The organism is Streptosporangium sp. NPDC023963, assembly GCF_040639135.1.
Classification (GTDB): domain Bacteria; phylum Actinomycetota; class Actinomycetes; order Streptosporangiales; family Streptosporangiaceae; genus Streptosporangium.
This window is the reverse complement of the sequence record NZ_JBEZZK010000012.1, coordinates 253606-271426: the sequence shown is the minus strand read 5'-3', so window position 1 is coordinate 271426 and position 17821 is coordinate 253606. Positions and strand designations below refer to the sequence as shown.

Here is a 17821-nt window from a genome sequence, read left to right as displayed (position 1 = left end):
CGCCAGCCGCTTTCCGCACCGACCTGCGAGAAGCCCATCGTGATCTTGCCGTCGTCGGCGACCTTACCGGTGTCGGTGGAGCCGCCCGGCGCGCTGGTGCTACCGCAAGCCGTCATCGCCGTGGCGAGAACACCTGCCAGGACGAACGCTGAAACTTTTCGGAACATGGGGGGAATGTCCTTCTATGTGAGCGTTAACATTTTGGGCGGAAGACCACGAATTGTGCTGGTCGTCCGATTTGACGGCTACCTCGGCCGAGTGCCGTTCTCCCGCAGGGCGAGCGAGGGCGCGCGCTAGATGCTCACCTGACGCGTCCGCCGCGCGGACCCGCCACGGCAGCCCGCCGGCACCGCGTCGCCGCACGGCTCCGCGGTTTCCGGACGCCCGTTCCGCGCGCGCCCGGAGGCTCGTCGAGCATCCAGGAGACCGTCCGGCGCGACACGCTCGCCGACCCGGGCACCTCGGCAGCCACCGGCGGGTGGAGCCCCACACTTGTCTGCACGGCCGCTCCTCATCTTGCGTTGGACAAGACTGTGAACGCTAACAACCATGCCGTCAAGCGATCGCCTTATTACGGTCTAATCACACCGGAAACGTGAAGCCGTGAGCCACCGCGATCCTCACGGTCTGCGGCGGCGACCGGGCGAGGGTCTTCGGCGTGGCCACGCTGCGGGGGCACGCGAAAGAGGCGGGGCCGGCCGGCGGGAATTCGCGCACGCGTGGCGTGTGGCCGTCGCGCCCGCGATCGGTGCCCGTTGATCTAGGGTGGCACCGTCCTGTCGCATGATCCACTGGTTACGCAGGGTGATCTCCCCCTCATGCTTCCCGCTCATGTCGACCGTGCGCTACGTCGACATCAGCGGAACCCGGCGACTCGGGCGGCTCGTTCATCTCCCTCGACCAGGCCCAGGGCGTCACCTCGGGCGGCTCGGGCGACTGCGCCTCGGGCGGCACCACCTGCTTCCAGCCGCTCGGCGAGATCCTCACCGCCTACGGCCTGACCCTGCGGACCACCGCGGGCGACCCGCCACCGATCACGATCACCTGCGCCGGCTACCCCAGCACCTACAGCGGCACCCCGGCCGCCGGCCGTTCGGCCTACCAGCCGAGGAACGTCTACTACCGCGCCAACGTCTCGGGAGTCCACTCCGGCTGCCTGAACGGTCCCGGCGGCACCGGCTTCCACCTGTTCCTGCAGAAGTGGGACAACAGGAGTGCCTGGCTGACCGTCGCCACCTCCGACGGCACCGGCCCGGACGCGCAGATCACCTACACCGGCACGGCCGGCTACTACCGCTACCGGGTGAGCGCCACGGCCGGCTCCGGCGCCTACACCCTGGCTTTCAGGGCGCCCTGACCCGGCACCCGCCGCACCACCTCACCGGGGGCGCCATCGTGCGGTGGTGCGGCACGGCCCCGCCCCGGCCGGGCGGCGGGGCCGGGTCGCACGCCCCTGACCGGAGGGCCGCACGTCCCTAACCGGATCCTGGGGCGAGGGTGACGGCGATCAGCAGGACGCAGACGGCCGCGATCGCCGCGACCACGGCGGCCACCCCGATCCACGGCGCCGCGAACGGCAGCAGCAGGACGACGGCGACGCAGCCCAGAAGCGCGGCGGGCCGGACGACGGGCTCCGCCAGGATGGAGGCGGGGACCACCCAGAGCAGGGCGAGGAACACCCCGACCGGTATCGCGACGGCGTAGCAGATCGTCAGGGAGGACGCCCCGACGGAGTGTCCGGTCTGCTCGACCGCGACCTCGAGTCCGGCGCCGAGGGCCGCCAGGGCCGCGAAGACACCGTAATGGCCGTATCCCCACAGGTAGGAGCGATGGCGACGGTCACTGAGGCCTTCGCCGGCGGGGGCGAGAAAGTAGAGCCACCACAGGGCGAACAGCAGGACGAGCCCGGACACGGCGATGACGACGAGGGAACCGCTGAGCTCGGCCGCCTCGATCGCCCCCTCGACTCCCGTGGTCGCGGCGAGGACGCTCTCGCCGAGCAGAATGATCGTGAACAGGCCGTAGCGCTCGGCGATGTGGTGCGGATGCCAGCTGGTGGCCCCGGCCCGTTCCGCCCACCGTGGCACCGCGAGTTCCAGGACGGCCAGGCCGGCGAAGAACGGCAACAGGGCGGACGGCGGCAGGACACCCGCCTGTGAGAGGAGGAGGCGGAGCACCCAGCCCACCTGCACGACGGTGATACCCGCGGCGTAGCGCAGCGCGGTGCGGCGGCCCGGCGCGTCCTCGGCGCCGGCCCGCAGCCACTGGGCGACGAGCCCGATCCTCATGATGAGGTAACCGAGCGTGACGGCGCGGTAGTCGGAGTCGTCGGCCGCCGCCGGTACGCCGGCGGCGAGGACCAGCACTCCGGCCATCTGCACCATGGTCAGCAGCCGGTAGGCGACGTCGTCGGTGTCGTACGAGGACGCGAACCAGGTGAAGTTCATCCACGCCCACCAGATCGCGAAGAAGACCTGGAGGAAGGGGAGGAGCCCGGCCGGGCCGTGGCCGCCGGCGATGCCGTGCGCGAGCCGCGCGGTGACGGCCGCGATCGCGACCACGAAGGTCAGATCGAACAAAAGCTCGAGAGGGCTGGAGACGCGGTGCGGTTCGTCAGTCGGACGCGCCCTCATCCGGACCCGGATCCGGCTCCCGGTACTCGCTGGTGGCAAGGTCTCACTCCTGTCGCTCCATGACTCCGTCCTGCAGGAAGACAGGACAGCCTCCCGATCTGTGACACCTCCGCGCCGGGGATCCGCGACCGGAAGGATCTCCGAGGGGCGCGGTCACGGGCCCGGCCGGCACCGGGTACGCACGCGAGGCAGGCCGTGGACGCCCGGCACGAGGAGCCGGCGGGGAGGGTCGTCGGCCCGGAACATGGCCCCCGATAAGGTGAGAAAGGGGCGATGACCATGGCGGATACCGCGCCAGCTAACGAATCCGATGAATCCATAGATCTCGAACAGGCCGCGACGATCTTCGCGGATGTGCGGCCGCGCCTGTTCGGGATCGCGTACCGGATGCTCGGCAGCGCCGGCGAGGCCGAGGACCTGGTGCAGGACGTGTGGCTGCGCTGGCAGACCTGTGACCGCCGCGCGGTGGTCAACCCGGTCGCGTTCCTGGCGACGGTGACCACGCGGCTGGCCATCAACGCCGCCCAGTCGGCGCGGGTCCGCCGCGAGACCTACATCGGCCCGTGGCTTCCGGAACCCGTCGACACCAGCACGGATCCGTATCTCGGCGCCGAGCGGAACGAGGCCCTGGGGTTCGCGGTCCTGCTCCTCCTGGAGAGGCTTTCGCCCAGCGAACGCGCCGCGTACGTGCTGCGGGAGGCGTTCGACTACCCGTACCGGCAGATCGCCGAGATCATCCGGCTCAGCGAGGCGGCGGTCCGCCAGCTGGTCAGCAGGGCCCGCAAACACGTGGTCGCCGAACGTCGCGCGCCGGTGACCGGCGCCGAGCAGCACAGGCTCCTGAGGGCCTTCGTCGCCGCCGCCCGTTCCGGCGACCTGGCCACGCTGGAGGAACTCTTCGCGGCGGACGTGATCAGCTACTCCGACGGCGGTGGCGCCGTCCGGGCCTCCCGCATCCCCGTGGTGGGCGCCTTCCGGGTGGCCAAGTACCACAGGGCGTTCGCGAACCGGTTCTGGGCCGGGGTCGAGGTGGAGTGGGCGAGCCTGAACGGGCAGGCGGCCGCTCTGCTGAGCCGCGACGGCGCGGTGTTCGCGGTGGCCACCGTCAACGCCTCGGCCCAGGGCATCGACCAGGTGCTGTGGATGATGAACCCGGCCAAGATCAACTCGGTGGCCGCCGCGGGCTGACCCGCCGCCGGGCGCCGCCGGGCCGCGGTCACGACCGCCCGCCTGAGGGCAGATCGGCGGCGAAGGAGGGGACTTTCGTCCCTGACGTCCCCGAAGGGCGAGCGGGCAGCCTGGAGGGTATGAAGCTCGACTCGGCAGGTCTGCAGATCCTCTCGCGCCAGGAGTGCGTCGCGCTCCTGGCGTCGGCCTCGATCGGGCGCATCGTGTTCACCGACCGGGCCCTGCCCGCCGTGCAGCCGGTCAACTTCGTGCTCGACGGCGAGAACATCGTGATCCGCACCGGCGTCGGCTCCAAGCTCGCCGCCGCGACCGGCGACGCGATCGTCGCCTTCGAGGCCGACGAGTTCGACCACGCCGCCCGCACCGGCTGGTCGGTCACCACCGTCGGACCCGCGCGCGCCGTACGCGAACCCGGCGAGATCGAACGCCTGTCCGCACTGCCCCTGCGCACCTGGGCACCGGGCGACCGCGACCACTACATCGTGGTACGCGCCGAGCAGATCACCGGCCGCCGCCTCGCATCCGGACACGACGGGCGGGAGAGCTGACCGCCCGGGGCTCTCGGCCCCGGATCGGCGCCCCGGATCGGCCCCGGAGCCGCCCCGGCCGTCGCGCACGGGCCCTTCCGTCCCGTCCCGGCGGAGCCGGTCGTCGACCGCCGTGGGACCTTCGGCCCTTTCCCGCCGCCGTGTCCCGCACGATCATGGGGGGACACCGGCCACCGGCCACCGGAAGGGAAGACGCGATGAGCATCAGGGAAATGATCGAGCAGGCGAAGGACACCGTTTCGATCAGGCGGGTCTTCGGCGAGCCCATCGTCCAGGACGGCCTGACGATCATCCCCGTGGCCAGGGTCGTCGGCGGCGGTGGCGGCGGGAGCGGCAGCGGGGAGCGGGAGGGCGACCGCCCGTCGGAGGGGTCGGGGGGCGGGCTCGGCTTCGGCGTCACCCCCACCGGGGTGTTCGTCATCAAGGACGCCGAGGTGCGCTGGCAGCCCGCGGTGGACGTCAACCGCATCGTCCTCGGCGGCCAGATCGTCGCCATCGCCGCCCTGCTGACGGTGCGTGCCATCGTGCGTGCGCGCGCCAGGACGGCGAGGAGGCGATAGCGGCGAGAGTCCCCGATCGGGAGAGGGCGAGGCCGGGGAGAGTGCCCGGCCACGGCCGTGCCGGTCGCGGGAGGGCGCCTCGGAGGGCGCGCCGGAAGGCGTCCGCGCCCGGCACGGCCGAGGGCGGGCAGGACTTGACCGGACGCGCCTTCCGCAAGTTTTGTGATCTTGAAATTTCGCGGAACGGTATCCGGAATTCCTGGACAGCAGGAGAAAACAAGCAATAGCCTCATTTCCACTTTCCAGGTGATCTTGCCATGGCAAGTCGACGGGACGGGGGTTCCCACTGATCGTCCGGCGGGCGGAGACACTCGGAGGGGATGTGGGCGCTCAGGCGGAGGCCGGCGACATGGCGCGCCAGATCGTCGGCGCCCGGCTCCGGCAGCTCCGGCTCCAGCGCAACCTGACCGCCGCCGAAGCCGGCAAGGCCATCCGTGCCAGCGAGTCGAAGATCAGCCGTATGGAGACCGGGCAGCGGGGCTTCCGCCGGGACGATCTGCGCGACCTCTTCACCCTGTACGGCGTCACCGACCCGTACCAGCGGGAGATGCTGCTGTCCGTGGCGTTCGGCGAGCGCAGGCCGGGCTGGTGGGACAGCAAGGAGCTTCCGCTGGACGCGGCGGTGGTGATGCGCCTGGAGCAGACCGCGGACCTCATCCGCACCTACCAGCCGTTCGTCATCCCGCCCCTCCTGCAGACCCCGGAGTACGCGGCGGCCGCCTACCGGATGAGCCGGTACCCGGCCCCGCCCCACCACGTCGAGAGAAGCGTGGAGCAGCTGCTGCGCCGCCAGAAGGTGCTCGCCGGCGCCGACCGGCCCGTGCTGTGGGCCGTGATCGAGGAGCCCGTGCTGTGGCGGCCGGTCGCGGGAGTGGACGCGCACATCCGCCAGCTCATCGCGCTGACCGCCTCTGCCCAGATGAAGGGCATCAGCATCCAGGTGAATCCGATGGGCTCACGGTTCGTCCCCGGGTACGGGCCTTTCACGATCTTTCGCCGCGGTTACGGCCGGCCCCAGGTGATCGCCGTCCACGGCGAGAGGGACGAGGTCGCCGAACGGTCCTTCCGGGAGGAGCACGCCATCACGTTCGACCGGCTCTCGGTCGCGGCCTGCGAGAGCGGCGACACGACAGCGCTCCTGATGAGGATCTGTGACCGCATCCACGTAATGGACGACCACCCACCTCCACCGAAAGGCGCCCAGTGACCCATCCCAGTGACGCATCGCAGGCGAGCGCGGCCCGCATGTACGACGTCATGCTCGGCGGCCAGGAGAACTTCGCGGCGGACCGGGAAGCCGTCAAGATGCTGGTGGCTCATTTCCCGACGGTCCCCGACGCGTGCCGGGCCAACCGCGGGTTCCTGCTGCGAGCCGCCAGGACCATGGCCGACGCCGGCATCGACCAGTTCCTGGACATCGGCTGCGGCCTGCCCACTCCCCCGAACCTCCACCAGGTCGTGCGGAGCGTCCACCCGGACGCCCGCGTGGTGTACGTCGACAACGACCAGACGGTCGTCACGCACAACCAGTCGACGGTCGACCACTCCGGCGTGCTGACGATCCACGGGGACCTGCGCCGGCCGCAGGAGATCCTGGACCACCCCCGGGTGCGGGCCACGCTCGACTTCACCCGGCCGATCGGCGTGTTCACCGTCGCGGTATGGCATTTCGTCACCGACGACACCGCGCACGACCTCATGGCCCGGTTGCGTGACGCCCTCGCGCCGGGCAGCTACCTGGGGCTGACCCATGCCTGTTCCGACACGATGCCGGAGGACGAGGCGTCCGCCGGGCTGGCGGTGTACGGGCAGACCCGCAACCCGGTCCGGCTCCGCACCATGCGCGAGGTCGGCGAGCTGTTCGAGGGGTTCGAGCTCCTCGAACCGGGACTGGTCCTGGCGGCGGACTGGCGTCCCGTCGACGGCGACCCGTTCCCCGAGCACGCGTTCGAGGTCGTCGCCGGTCTCGGCAGGATCCCGCCGCGCTGAACCACCCGCGGGCGGGCGCCGGGTCCCGCCACGGCGGGGCCCTGCCGATCGGGCGATCGGTCCGGCCGTTCCCCGCCCCGAGACGAGATCACCGCCACTTCTAGGATGAGCCGCATGCACATTCTCGAACTCGACCGGCGGGCGGGCGACGCCTCGGGGAAGGCCGCCACCGCCACCCACGGCGCACCGGTCCACCGGCCGCCGGCCGCCGGCCTCGGACGTGACCCGCGGCGGACCCCATGACGGACTTCGGCTTCGTCGCGCTCGGCGACAGCTTCACCGAGGGGGTCGGCGACCCTCTTCCCGACGGTACGTTGCGCGGGTGGGCGGATCTCGTGGCGGCGGATCTCGACGCGCCCGGCTTCGGCTACGCGAACCTGGCCATCCGGGGGCGCAGGTTCGACGACGTCATCGCGCAGCAGGTCGACGTGGCGATCGCGATGAGCCCGTCACTCGTCAGCATCGCCGCGGGCGGCAACGACGCGCTGTGGCGCGGCTTCGACCTGACCACCATGCGCGACCGCTTCGACCAGGTGGTCGCCCGCCTGCGCGCGTCGGGCGCGGACGTGCTGCTCTTCACCTTCCCCGACCTGAGCGTCCGGCTCCCGCTGCCCCACGTGCTGCGGCCCCGCATCGTCGCGATGAACGACCTGGTCACGGAGGTGGCCGAGCGGCACGGGGCCCACCTGGTCGACCTGTTCGGCGACCGGGCGTTCGACGACCACGGACTGTGGAGCGACGATCGCCTGCACCTCAACCCGCGGGGCCACCGCCGGGTCGCCGACCAGGTCCTGGCCGCGCTCGGCCGCGCCGCCGCCCCTCCCCCGCCCCCTCCCGGCCCGCCCGCCGCCAGACCGGCGCTGCTCGCCGACCTCCGCTGGGCCTCGGCGCACCTCACCCCCTGGCTGCGCCGCCGCCTGACGGGCCGCTCCTCGGGTGACGGGATCCTGCCCAAGCGTCCCGTCCTGACGGGCGGATTCGAGTCGCCGTCCGGCCCGTCCCCGGACCCGCGGTCCGGCTGAGCGGCCCGCCGGGGGCCGCGCGTGATCAGGCGGGGACGGCGTGACCCGGTGAGATCCGGAGTTCCGGGCCCGCTTTCCGCGTGGGGCGCCGACGGGCGCCCCACGCGGACCCCCGGCTGCGGACCCCCGGCATGCGGACCCCCGGCTGCGGATTCCCGGCGTCGGCTCCCCCGCGACCGCGAAGACTGCCGGCCCGGTGCCTAACCGGCCCGGTACCTAACCCCGATTACCGACTGTAACGTTTTAACATGATTTGAGTTAATTCTTAGCTTTCGCGAGGTATTAGCCCCAAGGACCTTAATTGGGGGCAGGCGATGGCACTCACGAAGGTGGCAACCCGGGACTGGACGCGACGGCGGACCGCGAAACGCGAGCGGCTGGAGGCGGTGAGGCCCTTCATCTCGGGCACCTCGGGCCGGGTCCTGGACACCGGACGGACGCGTGACGCCCTGCAGGCGTTGCTGCGGCCGGGCGACCGGGTGGCTCTGGAGGGAGACAACCAGAAGCAGGCGGACTTCCTCGCCGAGGCGCTGGCCGGGTGCGACCCGAAGGTGGTGCACGACCTCCATCTGCTGATCTCCTCGATCAGCCTGCGTGAGCATCTGGACGTCTTCGAGCGCGGGGTGGCCCACCGTCTCGACTTCTCCTACGCCGGTCCGCAGAGCGTGCGCATGGCGCAGCTGCTCGCCGACGGCACAGTCGAGGTCGGGGCGATCCACACCTATGTCGAGTTGTACGCGCGGATGTTCGTCGACCTCACCCCGGACGTCGCGCTGCTCTGCGCCGAGCAGGCCGACCGCGAGGGAAACCTCTACACCGGACCCGGCACCGAGGACACCCCGACCATCGCCGAGGCGACGGCGTTCCACGACGGCGTGGTCCTGGTCCAGGTCAACGAGCTGGTGGACAGGGTTACCCGGGTGGACATCCCCGGCGACTGGGTGGACCTGGTCGTGGAGAGCCCCCGGCCGTTCGCGCTGGAGCCGCTGTTCACCCGGGACCCCCGCCAGATCGGCCAGGTGGAGATCCTGATGGCCATGCTGGCGCTGCGCGGCATCTACGAGCGGCACGGCGTGACCACGCTGAACCACGGGATCGGCTTCGACACCGCGGCGATCGAGCTCATCCTGCCCACGTACGGCGAGGAGCTGGGCCTGCGCGGGAAGATCTGCAAGCACTGGACGCTCAACCCGCACCCGACGCTCATCCCCGCCATCGAGAGCGGCTGGGTCGAGTCGGTGCACTGCTTCGGCGGGGAGCCCGGCACGGAGCGCTACGTCGCCGCCCGCCCGGACGTGTTCTTCACCGGCAGGGACGGATCGCTCCGGTCGAACCGGGTGCTGTGCCAGCTCGCGGGCCAGTACGCCGTGGACATGTTCATCGGGTCGTCGCTGCAGATCGACGCCCGCGCCAACTCCTCGACGGTCACCGAGAGCCGGCTCACCGGTTTCGGCGGAGCGCCCAACATGGGACACGACCCGCACGGCCGCAGGCACGCCTCCCCCGCCTGGCTGAGCCTGCTGACCGGCCAGGCGTCCGCGCCCCGGGGGCGCAAGCTCGTCGTGCAGATCACGCAGACCTTCCGTTCCGGCGGCGTCCCGGCGTTCGTGGAGTCGCTGGACGCCGTCCAGGTGGGCAAGGACGCCGGAATGCCCATCCCGCCGGTCATGATCTACGGCGACGACGTCAGCCACGTGGTGACCGAGGAGGGGGTGGCCTACCTCTACAGGGCCGTCTGCCTGGCCGAGCGGCGCGAGGCGTTGGCCGCGGTCGCGGGGGCCACCCCGGTCGGCCGCGACATCGCCGAGCGGCGCGTGGACGAGCTGCGCCGCGACGGTCTGGTCGCGCTGCCGGAGGACCTCAAGGTCGACGTCCGCAAGGCGGACCGGTCCCTGCTGGCGGCCCGCAGCATCGAGGATCTCGTCGCCTGGTCCGGGGGCCTGTACGACCCGCCCGCGCGGTTCCGGACCTGGTGACCGGCCGATGACCGTCACCGGCGGCGCGCTCGCGGCGGGGGAACGGGCGGCGAGGCCCTCCGCGGACCTGCTCGCCGACCTGGCCGTCCGGGCGCTGTGCCAGGAGGCGTGCCTGAGCCCCAAGCCGGGCCTGGCCGACCGCCGCGGGCGCGGCGCGCACGACGACATGGATCTGCCGCTCCTGCTGGCCTCCGCCCGGTCGCTGCGCCCCGTGTTCCGCTCCCTCGCCGAGGCGGCGGAGCGGACGTCCACCGGGATCGAACGCCGGGAGGAGCTGGGCCGGCTCGGCCGCGCGGGCGAGGCGGTCATGCTGCGGACCACCCGGGGGGTGAACACGCACCGCGGGGCGCTGTGGGCGCTCGGGCTGCTCGTCGCCGCCGCCGCGGGCGCCGCCGGCGAGCGAGAGGCCGCCGGCCGGGCGGCCCGGCTCGCCGCCCTCCCCGACCGGCACCTCCCCGCGAGGGCGCCCTCCCACGGCGAGCGGGCCCGGCGGCGCTACGGGGTGCGCGGCGCCCGCGGCGAGGCCCAGGCCGCCTTCCCCCACGTCGTCGAGGTCGCCCTGCCGCGGCTGCGCCGGGCCAGGGCGGCCGGGCTTTGCGAGGAGGTGGCCCGGCTGGACGCGTTGCTGGCGGTGATGAGCCGCCTGGACGACACCTGCCTCCTGCACCGCGGCGGCCCCGAGGGCCTGCGCGTCGTACGGTCCGGCGCCGGGCGCGTCCTGGCCGAGGGGGGCGCGGGCACGGCCCGCGGCCAGGCCGCCCTCGCCGAGCTGGACGAGCGGTGCGTCGCCCGGCGGCTGTCGCCGGGCGGGAGCGCCGACCTGCTGGCCGCCGCGCTCTTCCTCGACATGGTGCCGTGGCCGGAGCCCGTCACCCGGGCCGAACGGAAGGTGCGCACATGCAGACGCTGAACTACGAGTTCCCCGCCGACCGGCCGCCCGCCCGGCGGGCGCACGTCGGGGTGGTCGGTTCGGGGGATCTGGAGGTCCTGATGACCCCGGAGCGGGCCGCCGTCGCCCGGGTGCGCGTACGCACCAGCGTCGACGGGTTCGACACGGTGTGGCGGACCGTGCTGGAGCGGTTCTTCGCCCGCCACGGGGTCGCCGGGAGCTTCGAGCTCAACGACTTCGGGGCGACGCCCGGCGTGGTCACCCTGCGCCTGCGGCAGGCCATCGAGGAGGGCCGGGCATGACGTCACAGGACACACGAACGGACTGGAGCGCGCTGCTCGCCCGTACCGGCTTCATAGAGCTGGGCGCCCGGGCGCGCGCCGTCGCGCTGCTCGACACCGGCACCGCCCGCGAGCTGTGCGGCCCCTTCGACCGGATCGAGTCACCCTGGCTGGAACCCCAGGGCGTCGTCCCGGAGGCCGACGACGGCGTCGTCGTGGTCAAGGGGAGACTCGGCGGGCGGCCCGCGGTCGTGATCGGCGTCGAGCAGGCCTTCCAGGGCGGCGGCATCGGCGAGGTCTCCGGCGCGAAGATCGCCGCCACGCTCTCCCTCGCCGCCGCCGACAACCGCGCCGGCACCCCGACGGCCGCGATCCTGCTGCTGGAGACCGGAGGCGTGCGCCTGCAGGAGGCCAATCTGGGCCTGGCCACGATCGCGGAGGTGTGCTCCGCGCTGCTGGAGCTGCGCGCCCTCCAGCCCGTCGTCGGCGTCATCGCCGGAGCGCTGGGCTGCTTCGGCGGCATGAGCATCGCCGCCGGGCTGTGCACCTCCCTGATCATGACCAGGGAGGGCCGTCTCGGGCTCGACGGCCCCGAGGTGATCGAGTCCGAGGCCGGCGTCGCCGAGTTCGACGCCTCCGACCACACGCTGATCTGGTCGATCGACGGCGGCACGCAGCGCACCGGGACCGCGCTGGCCGACGTGCTCGTCCTGGACGACGTCACCGCCGTGCGAACCGCCGTGATCGACGCGGTGGGGCGCGGCGTGCCCGGCGAGCACCGCTCTCAGCGAATCGGCGAGCTGCGGGCCCGTCTCCAGGCCGTCGACCCGGCCGATCCGCCGGAGCCGGCCGATCTCGCGGCCGTCTGGGCGAAGGTCGTACCGCGGAAGGCCGCGCCCCAGAAGGCCGCGCAGCAGAAGGCCGTACCGCGCAAGCCCGCGTCGCGGAAGGCCGCACCGAGGGGAGACGGGTGATGAGCCGGGGCCGGAACTGGACACGGGCGCTCGCCGACGGCGACGTGAGCGACGTGGTCCCGTCGGTGATCACGGCGGACGCCACCCTGGGTGGCGACGTCGCCCGCCTGATCGCCGTCGTGCCGGACCCGCGGAGCCCGTACCACCGGGCCCGCCGGGGCGAGGTCGGCCTCCGCGAGGGGCTCGCCCTCGCCGAGGCGGTGACCGAGGTCGTCACCGGGGACGCGCACCTGCCCGACGACCGCCGCCGCCCGATCGTCGCCGTCGTCGACGTGCCCAGCCAGGCCTACGGGCGCGTCGAGGAGGTGCTCGGCATCCACCACGCCCTGGCCGTCGCGGTGGACGCCTACGCCCGCGCCCGCACCGCGGGACACCCGCTGATCACCCTCATCGTCGGAACGGCGCTGTCCGGCGGATTCCTGGCGCACGGCGCGCAGGCCGGCCAGATCCTGGCGCTCGACGACCCCGGCGTGGTGGTGCACGCCATGCACAGGAAGGCCGCCGCGAGAGTGACCCGCCGCACCGTCGACGAGCTCGACGAGCTGGCCCGGCGCATCCCCCCGCTGTCCTACGACGTCACCGACTGGGCGAAGCTCGGCCTGTGCGACGGGCTCCTGGACGTCGAGAACGCCGGCGACCCGACCGGCGGGGACGTCGGGAAGGTGAGGGACGCGCTCACCGCCGCCGTCGAACGGGCCCGCCGCGGCCCCCGCGACCTGAGCAACCGGCTCACCTCGCCCGCCGCCCGGCGAACCCGGGCCGCCTCCCGGCGCGTCCACGAGGCGCTCGCCGCCCAATGGCGGTGACCGCGCGCCCGCACGACCTGCTGCGGCTCTCCGGAGCCGCGGCGCTCGACGACACGCCCCCGGGGTGGGTGCCCGCGTCGATCGCCGCCTGCCCCTGGGGTGTCGTACGGCGGGCACCGCACCCGCCCGGCCTCGTCCCGGTCGGCATCCGCGGGCCCGAGCGATGGCAGCGCCACGCCGCCCTGGTCCCCCGCGACGCGGTCATCCGCTCCGTACCGCCCGAGGAGCTGAGGGAGCGGCGGCCCTGGCTCCCCCTGCTCGCCGTCACCCTCTCCGCCGTCGCCCTCCTGCTCGCCGGCGAGCTGGAGGGCGACACCACCTGGGGCCCGATCGGCGGGGTCGGCTTCGAGCTGGCCACCGGGCAGCCGGTCACCCACCCCGGAAGTGACCTGGACCTGCTGATCCGGGCGCCGCGCAGGCTGGACCGCGCCCTGACCACCCGGCTGGCGGCCGTTTTCACCGCCCTCCCCGGCAAGGTCGACTGCCAGCTGGAGACACCAGGCGGCGGGATCGCCCTCGCCGAGTGGGTCCGCGCCGGCGGCCCCGTCATGGCCCGTACCGACCACGGCCCGTGCCTGGTGGACGACCCGTGGGCCCCCGCATGAGCGTCGCGTTCCTCTACCCCGGCCAGGGCACCCAGCGGCCCGGGATGCTCCACGACCTGCCCGACCATCCGGCCGTCACCGCGACCCGCGCCGAGGCCGAGCGGATCCTGCCCGGCTCGTCCCTGCGGGACACCGCCGAGGCGCTGGAGTCCACCGTCACCGCGCAGGTCGCGCTCTGCGTCGCCGGAGTCGCCGCGACCCGCGCCCTCGCCGGCGAGGGCGCCGTTCCCGACGCCGTGGCCGGGCACTCCGCCGGAGCGTTCCCGGCCGCCGTCGCGGCCGGCGCCCTGACCTTCGCCGAGGCCCTCGTGGCCGTACGCCACCGCGGCGAGCTGATGCGCGACGCCTACCCTCGCGGGTACGGCATGGCCGCCGTTCTCGGGCTGACCGTGTCCCAGGTCCGGCGGGTGGTCGAGTCGACCGGCACCGGCGACGACCCGGTCTACCTGGCCGTCGTCGACACCGACCATCAGGTCGTGGTCGCCGGCAGCGACCGCGCCCTGGAACGCCTCGCCGCGACGGCCGCCCGGGCCGGCGCCCGGCGCGTGCGGCGCCTGGACGTCGCCGTCCCCTCGCACTGCCCGCTGCTCGGCCACGTCGCCGACGCCATGGCCGACCACCTCGCCGCGATCCCCCGGCGTCCCCTCGGCGTTCCCTGTCTCGGCGACGCCACGGGCCGCCTCCTGCGCGACTCCGCCGCCGTCCTCGACGACCTCGCCCGCGGCATCGCCACCACGGTGAGATGGCGCGACGGCATCGCCCTGCTCGGTGAGCTCGGTACGACCCTGTTCGTCCAGACGCCCCCCGGGGACGTCCTCGCCAGGATCGCCCGGGCCGCGCACCCCCGCACCCGGGTCATCACCCTCGCCGGCACCGGCGTCGCCGACGCGGCGCTGCTCACCCGCCGCGCCCGGGGGGACGGGGCCGACCGGCACGCGACCGCCCGGGGAACGGACGCCTCGACGAGACCGGCTCCCCGATGAGACCGGCTTTCCCTCGAGACCGGCTCTCCGACAGGGCCGGCTCCTCGACGAGACCGGCTCCTCGGCAGGGCCGGCTCCCCGGCGAGACCGGCGACCGGCCGCGGAGACGCCGGGCGCCGCTCACCGGAACCCGAAGATCACCCATCACGTCAAGGGGGAAAAAGATGAGATCCGCACGCACCTGCCGGCGGCTCCGGGGGATCGCACCCGCGGTGGCACTCGCCGCGGCCGCCGCTTTCGCGGTGGCGTCGCCGGGGACCGGCGCCCAGACGGCCACCGCGGCCGGGGCGGCCGGGGCGGCCACGGAGGCTAGGGCGGCACACGGGTCGCCGGCGCTCACGGCCGAGCCGTTGCCCTGCCGGTCGCCGGGCCGCGTCAAGCCCACGGTCGTCCTGGTGCACGGCGCCTGGGCCGACGCCTCCAGCTGGAACGGCGAGGTGAGCTCCCTGCGACGAGCGGGTTACGTCGCGCGGGCCATCGCCAACCCGCTCCGGAACCTCACCGACGACGCCGCGTCCGTCGCCGACTTCCTGAGAACCGTCTCCGGCCCGATCGTTCTCGTCGGGCACTCGTACGGAGGCTCGGTGATCACGAACGCCGCCGCGGGCGCCCCGAACGTCAAGGCCCTGGTGTACGTCGACGCGGCGGCGCCCGACGTCGGGGAGACCACCGGCGGGCTCAGCGGCCGCCGCTCCGCCCTCTCCGCCGATCCCGCCTCCCTCTACGACATGGTGTCCTACCCGGGCGCGCCCCGGGGAGCGACGGACCTGTACCTCAAGCAGGACGTCTTCGTCCGCTCGTTCGCCTCGGACCTGCCCCGGGACACCGCCCTGCGCCTGTGGGCCACCCAGCGCCCCGCCTCCACCAGCGCGTTCACGACGCCGTCGAAGGCCGCGGCGTGGAAGACGATCCCCTCCTGGTACTTCATCAGCAGCGGCGACCGGATCATCACCCCGTCCTCGGAGCGGTTCATGGCCCACCGTGCGCGTTCGAAGGTCACCGAGTTCCCCGGCGGCTCGCACCTGACCCTGGTGTCGCACCCGGACGCGGTGACGACGGTGATCGGATCCGCGATCTGCTCCGTCCGCTGAGCGGCCGGAGGCCCGGACGGGACGCCGTCAGCCGCGCGGACGGCGGGCGGCCACCAGCACCGGTCCTCCCGTGACGGTGGGGAAGCGCTGGACCTCCTGGAGCCCCGACGACGTCAGGGCCTCGGCCATGCGGTCCGTGTCGAAGGCGGAGTGCTCGGTCACCTCGGCGACGTCCAGCCGGCGTGGCGACACGCGCTCGCCCGCCTCTCCGGCCTTGGCCGTCTCGATTCGGGCGAGATCCAGGACACGGTCCAGCATGTCGATGCCGAGGACGTGGGCGCGGGGGAACTCCCGGGCCAGGGCCACGGCGATCGCCGCCACCCCGGTCCCGACGTCGAGGATGCGGCTTCCCGCGGCGTCCAGGCTGTCGAACAGCCCGGCGAGCCGGGGGACGACCCTCGTGGCGAGCGCGTGGCCGGGCCACCGGATCTTCATCGAAGACCGGATCGGCCTTACCACCGACGGACATAAAGCCCCAATAGATTGCATATCTGCACCAACAGGGAGAAATAGCACAAGCATTTCTTGGCGCGCCCGGGCGAGCGCTCCATCTGCCGGCGGAACGCGGGAGACCGGCTGGAACGGATCGCCCGTGTGTGACAGGCTCACCTGGCCCGCACCGGTCGAACGAGTCGCCGACCCGTGGATCTCGCCGGCGGCGGTGCCGCTGCTCCTTCGAGGCCGGACCGGGGCGCGCGGCGCGGGAAGGGGCTCACCATGACCGAACGCATGATCACGGTGCGAGGGGTGCGGCTGTGCGCCGAATCCTTCGGCGACCCGGGCCGGCCACCGGTCCTGCTGATCATGGGGGCCGGCGCATCGATGCTGTGGTGGGAGGACGACTTCTGCCTCGAGCTCTCCGAGGGTGGAAGGTTCGTCATCCGTTACGACCATCGCGACACCGGCCGGTCCGTCACCTACCGGCCCGGGCATCCGGGCTACGACTCAGGAGACCTCGTGGAGGACGCGGTCGGTGTGCTCGACGCCTTCGAAATCCAGACGGCGCACCTGGTGGGGGCTTCCGCGGGAGGTGCCCTGGCACAACTGGTGGCGCTCGATCATCCCGACCGGACCAGCACCCTCACCCTGATCAGCACCACGTTCGCCCTGCCCACCCCTCGCGGCCGCGATCTGCCCGGGCCGGCCCGCGAGTTCATCGAGTTCCTGCGGGAGGCGCACCCCGGCTGGACCGACCGCGAGTCAGCGGTCGACTACCTGGTGAGCTACGCGAGGATGCTCACCGGTGGCCACCGCCCGTTCCCGGAACGGGAGGTCCGGGAGCTGGTGCGAGCCGACATCGACCGCGCGCACGACCCCGCCTCGGCGCGGAACCACGACCTCCTCGAGGACGCGCCGCGGGACCGTCCGCCACTCGCGAGCATCCGGGTGCCGACGCTGGTGGTGCACGGCGCCGCGGACCCGATGTTCCCGCTTCCGCACGGACACGCGCTGGCCGAGGAAATACCGGGCGCACGGTTGCGGGTCCTGCCGGACTCCGGGCATGGCGTGGAACGCGCCGACCGGGCCGTGCTCGCTTCGGCGATCCGCGAGCACACCGCCGGCTAGTTCGTGTGTTTCCGCAGGGCGCGGCGCGCAGGCGACCAGGTGACCCTCGGCCGCGCCGGTGAGCACGGCCCCGTCGGTCCGGTGTCGCGTGGAGGAGCGGAGAGGTGGGGAGGTGGCCTGGTCCCGCGCCCGGAAGCGGCGGTCAGCCGGCCGGGCGGTAGTCCAGGACGATGGCGCCGGAGCTGAAGGCCGCGGTGCCGGCCAGCTTCCAGGAGGAGGTGGCGACGCCGTCGGGGAACAGCCGCTTGCCGGAGCCGACCACGACCGGGTGCAGGAAGAGCTTCAGCTCGTCGATGAGGTTGTGCTCGACCAGGTAGGCGACCAGCTCGCCGCTGCCGTAGATCAGCAGGTCCTGGCCCTGCTCGGCCTTGAGCTTGGCGACCTCCTCGGCGACGTCCCCTTCGATCACGGTGGCGTTCCACTCGGGGTCGCGCAGGGTGGTCGAGGCGACGTACTTGGGCAGATTGTTCATCTGCTCGGCCCCCGGCGTGCCCTCCATCTTCGGCCAGGCCTGCGACATGCCGTCGTAGGTCTTGCGTCCCAGCAGCAGCGCCCGGCTGGCGTGCAGCTGGCCGCTCTGGAACCTGGCGTGCTCGTCGTTCCAGTACGGGCCGGTCCAGGCGGGCTGCTCCACGACGCCGTCCATCGAGATGTAGATGACTGCGACGACCTTGCTCATGTTCTGCTCCTCGGGGGTGGCGGCCCGTCCG

At 73.1% G+C, this 17821-nt stretch carries 19 protein-coding genes and 1 pseudogene; 17 read left to right on the top strand and 3 right to left on the bottom strand.

Going from position 1 to position 17821, the window contains the following annotated elements; all coding sequences use genetic code 11:
* Positions 1–853: 853 nt before the first annotated feature.
* Positions 854–1357 (top strand): annotated as a pseudogene (locus AB0F88_RS30935) (trypsin-like serine protease); the annotation flags it as partial.
* Positions 1358–1475: 118 nt separating this feature from the next.
* On the opposite strand, the gene AB0F88_RS30930 reads toward AB0F88_RS30935, so the two are convergent.
* Positions 1476–2633, bottom strand: a complete 1158-nt coding sequence (locus AB0F88_RS30930) for a low temperature requirement protein A (RefSeq protein ID WP_362691919.1) — start codon at positions 2631–2633, stop codon at positions 1476–1478.
* A 273-nt stretch (positions 2634–2906) separates the two neighbouring features.
* On the opposite strand from AB0F88_RS30930, the gene AB0F88_RS30925 reads away from it, so the two are divergent.
* The 15 genes from AB0F88_RS30925 (at position 2907) to AB0F88_RS30855 (ending at position 15545) form a co-directional block, all read left to right on the top strand.
* Entirely contained in the window at positions 2907–3821 is a 915-nt protein-coding gene (locus AB0F88_RS30925) for an RNA polymerase sigma-70 factor (protein WP_362691916.1), read from the top strand.
* A 119-nt stretch (positions 3822–3940) separates the two neighbouring features.
* Positions 3941–4369, top strand: a complete 429-nt coding sequence (locus AB0F88_RS30920) for a pyridoxamine 5'-phosphate oxidase family protein (RefSeq protein ID WP_362691913.1) — start codon at positions 3941–3943, stop codon at positions 4367–4369.
* Positions 4370–4566: 197 nt separating this feature from the next.
* A complete protein-coding gene (locus tag AB0F88_RS30915; protein ID WP_362691910.1) occupies positions 4567–4929 on the top strand; it encodes a spore germination protein GerW family protein in 363 nt (120 codons plus the stop codon).
* A gap of 322 nt (positions 4930–5251) precedes the next feature.
* On the top strand, positions 5252–6136 hold the full coding sequence (locus tag AB0F88_RS30910) for a helix-turn-helix transcriptional regulator (RefSeq protein WP_362691908.1): 885 nt from the start codon (positions 5252–5254) through the stop codon (positions 6134–6136).
* On the top strand, positions 6133–6918 hold the full coding sequence (locus AB0F88_RS30905) for an SAM-dependent methyltransferase (RefSeq protein ID WP_362691905.1): 786 nt from the start codon (positions 6133–6135) through the stop codon (positions 6916–6918). Before AB0F88_RS30910 ends, AB0F88_RS30905 begins: the two co-directional genes overlap by 4 nt.
* A gap of 114 nt (positions 6919–7032) precedes the next feature.
* Positions 7033–7161: a hypothetical protein gene (locus AB0F88_RS30900; RefSeq protein ID WP_362691902.1), complete on the top strand. Its 129-nt coding sequence runs from the start codon at positions 7033–7035 to the stop codon at positions 7159–7161.
* On the top strand, positions 7158–7940 hold the full coding sequence (locus AB0F88_RS30895; RefSeq protein ID WP_362691899.1) for an SGNH/GDSL hydrolase family protein: 783 nt from the start codon (positions 7158–7160) through the stop codon (positions 7938–7940). Before AB0F88_RS30900 ends, AB0F88_RS30895 begins: the two co-directional genes overlap by 4 nt.
* Positions 7941–8254: 314 nt before the next feature.
* A complete protein-coding gene (mdcA, locus tag AB0F88_RS30890) occupies positions 8255–9916 on the top strand; it encodes a malonate decarboxylase subunit alpha (RefSeq protein ID WP_362691896.1) in 1662 nt (553 codons plus the stop codon).
* A 7-nt stretch (positions 9917–9923) separates the two neighbouring features.
* Complete coding sequence (locus AB0F88_RS30885) at positions 9924–10826, top strand: triphosphoribosyl-dephospho-CoA synthase (protein WP_362691893.1); 903 nt, start codon at positions 9924–9926, stop codon at positions 10824–10826.
* Positions 10814–11107, top strand: coding sequence for a malonate decarboxylase subunit delta (locus AB0F88_RS30880; RefSeq protein WP_362691890.1), 294 nt, complete (start codon positions 10814–10816; stop codon positions 11105–11107). The genes AB0F88_RS30885 and AB0F88_RS30880 overlap by 13 nt, the downstream gene beginning before the upstream one ends.
* Positions 11104–12060, top strand: coding sequence for a biotin-independent malonate decarboxylase subunit beta (locus AB0F88_RS30875; protein WP_362691887.1), 957 nt, complete (start codon positions 11104–11106; stop codon positions 12058–12060). The genes AB0F88_RS30880 and AB0F88_RS30875 overlap by 4 nt, the downstream gene beginning before the upstream one ends.
* Entirely contained in the window at positions 12060–12866 is an 807-nt protein-coding gene (gene mdcE / locus AB0F88_RS30870; RefSeq protein ID WP_362691884.1) for a biotin-independent malonate decarboxylase subunit gamma, read from the top strand. The genes AB0F88_RS30875 and mdcE overlap by 1 nt, the downstream gene beginning before the upstream one ends.
* A complete protein-coding gene (locus AB0F88_RS30865) occupies positions 12857–13471 on the top strand; it encodes a malonate decarboxylase holo-ACP synthase (protein ID WP_362691881.1) in 615 nt (204 codons plus the stop codon). The genes mdcE and AB0F88_RS30865 overlap by 10 nt, the downstream gene beginning before the upstream one ends.
* A complete protein-coding gene (locus AB0F88_RS30860; protein WP_362691878.1) occupies positions 13468–14454 on the top strand; it encodes an acyltransferase domain-containing protein in 987 nt (328 codons plus the stop codon). Before AB0F88_RS30865 ends, AB0F88_RS30860 begins: the two co-directional genes overlap by 4 nt.
* Positions 14455–14618: 164 nt before the next feature.
* Positions 14619–15545, top strand: coding sequence for an alpha/beta hydrolase (locus AB0F88_RS30855; RefSeq protein WP_362691875.1), 927 nt, complete (start codon positions 14619–14621; stop codon positions 15543–15545).
* 27 nt (positions 15546–15572) lie between these two features.
* Here AB0F88_RS30855 and AB0F88_RS30850 read toward each other — a convergent pair whose 3' ends face one another.
* Complete coding sequence (locus AB0F88_RS30850) at positions 15573–15980, bottom strand: methyltransferase domain-containing protein (protein WP_362691872.1); 408 nt, start codon at positions 15978–15980, stop codon at positions 15573–15575.
* Positions 15981–16262: 282 nt separating this feature from the next.
* Between AB0F88_RS30850 and AB0F88_RS30845 the strand changes: the two genes are divergently transcribed.
* Positions 16263–17111, top strand: coding sequence for an alpha/beta fold hydrolase (locus tag AB0F88_RS30845; RefSeq protein ID WP_362691869.1), 849 nt, complete (start codon positions 16263–16265; stop codon positions 17109–17111).
* Between the two features lie 142 nt (positions 17112–17253).
* Here AB0F88_RS30845 and AB0F88_RS30840 read toward each other — a convergent pair whose 3' ends face one another.
* Entirely contained in the window at positions 17254–17790 is a 537-nt protein-coding gene (locus tag AB0F88_RS30840) for a dihydrofolate reductase family protein (protein ID WP_362691866.1), read from the bottom strand.
* Positions 17791–17821: the final 31 nt, after the last annotated feature.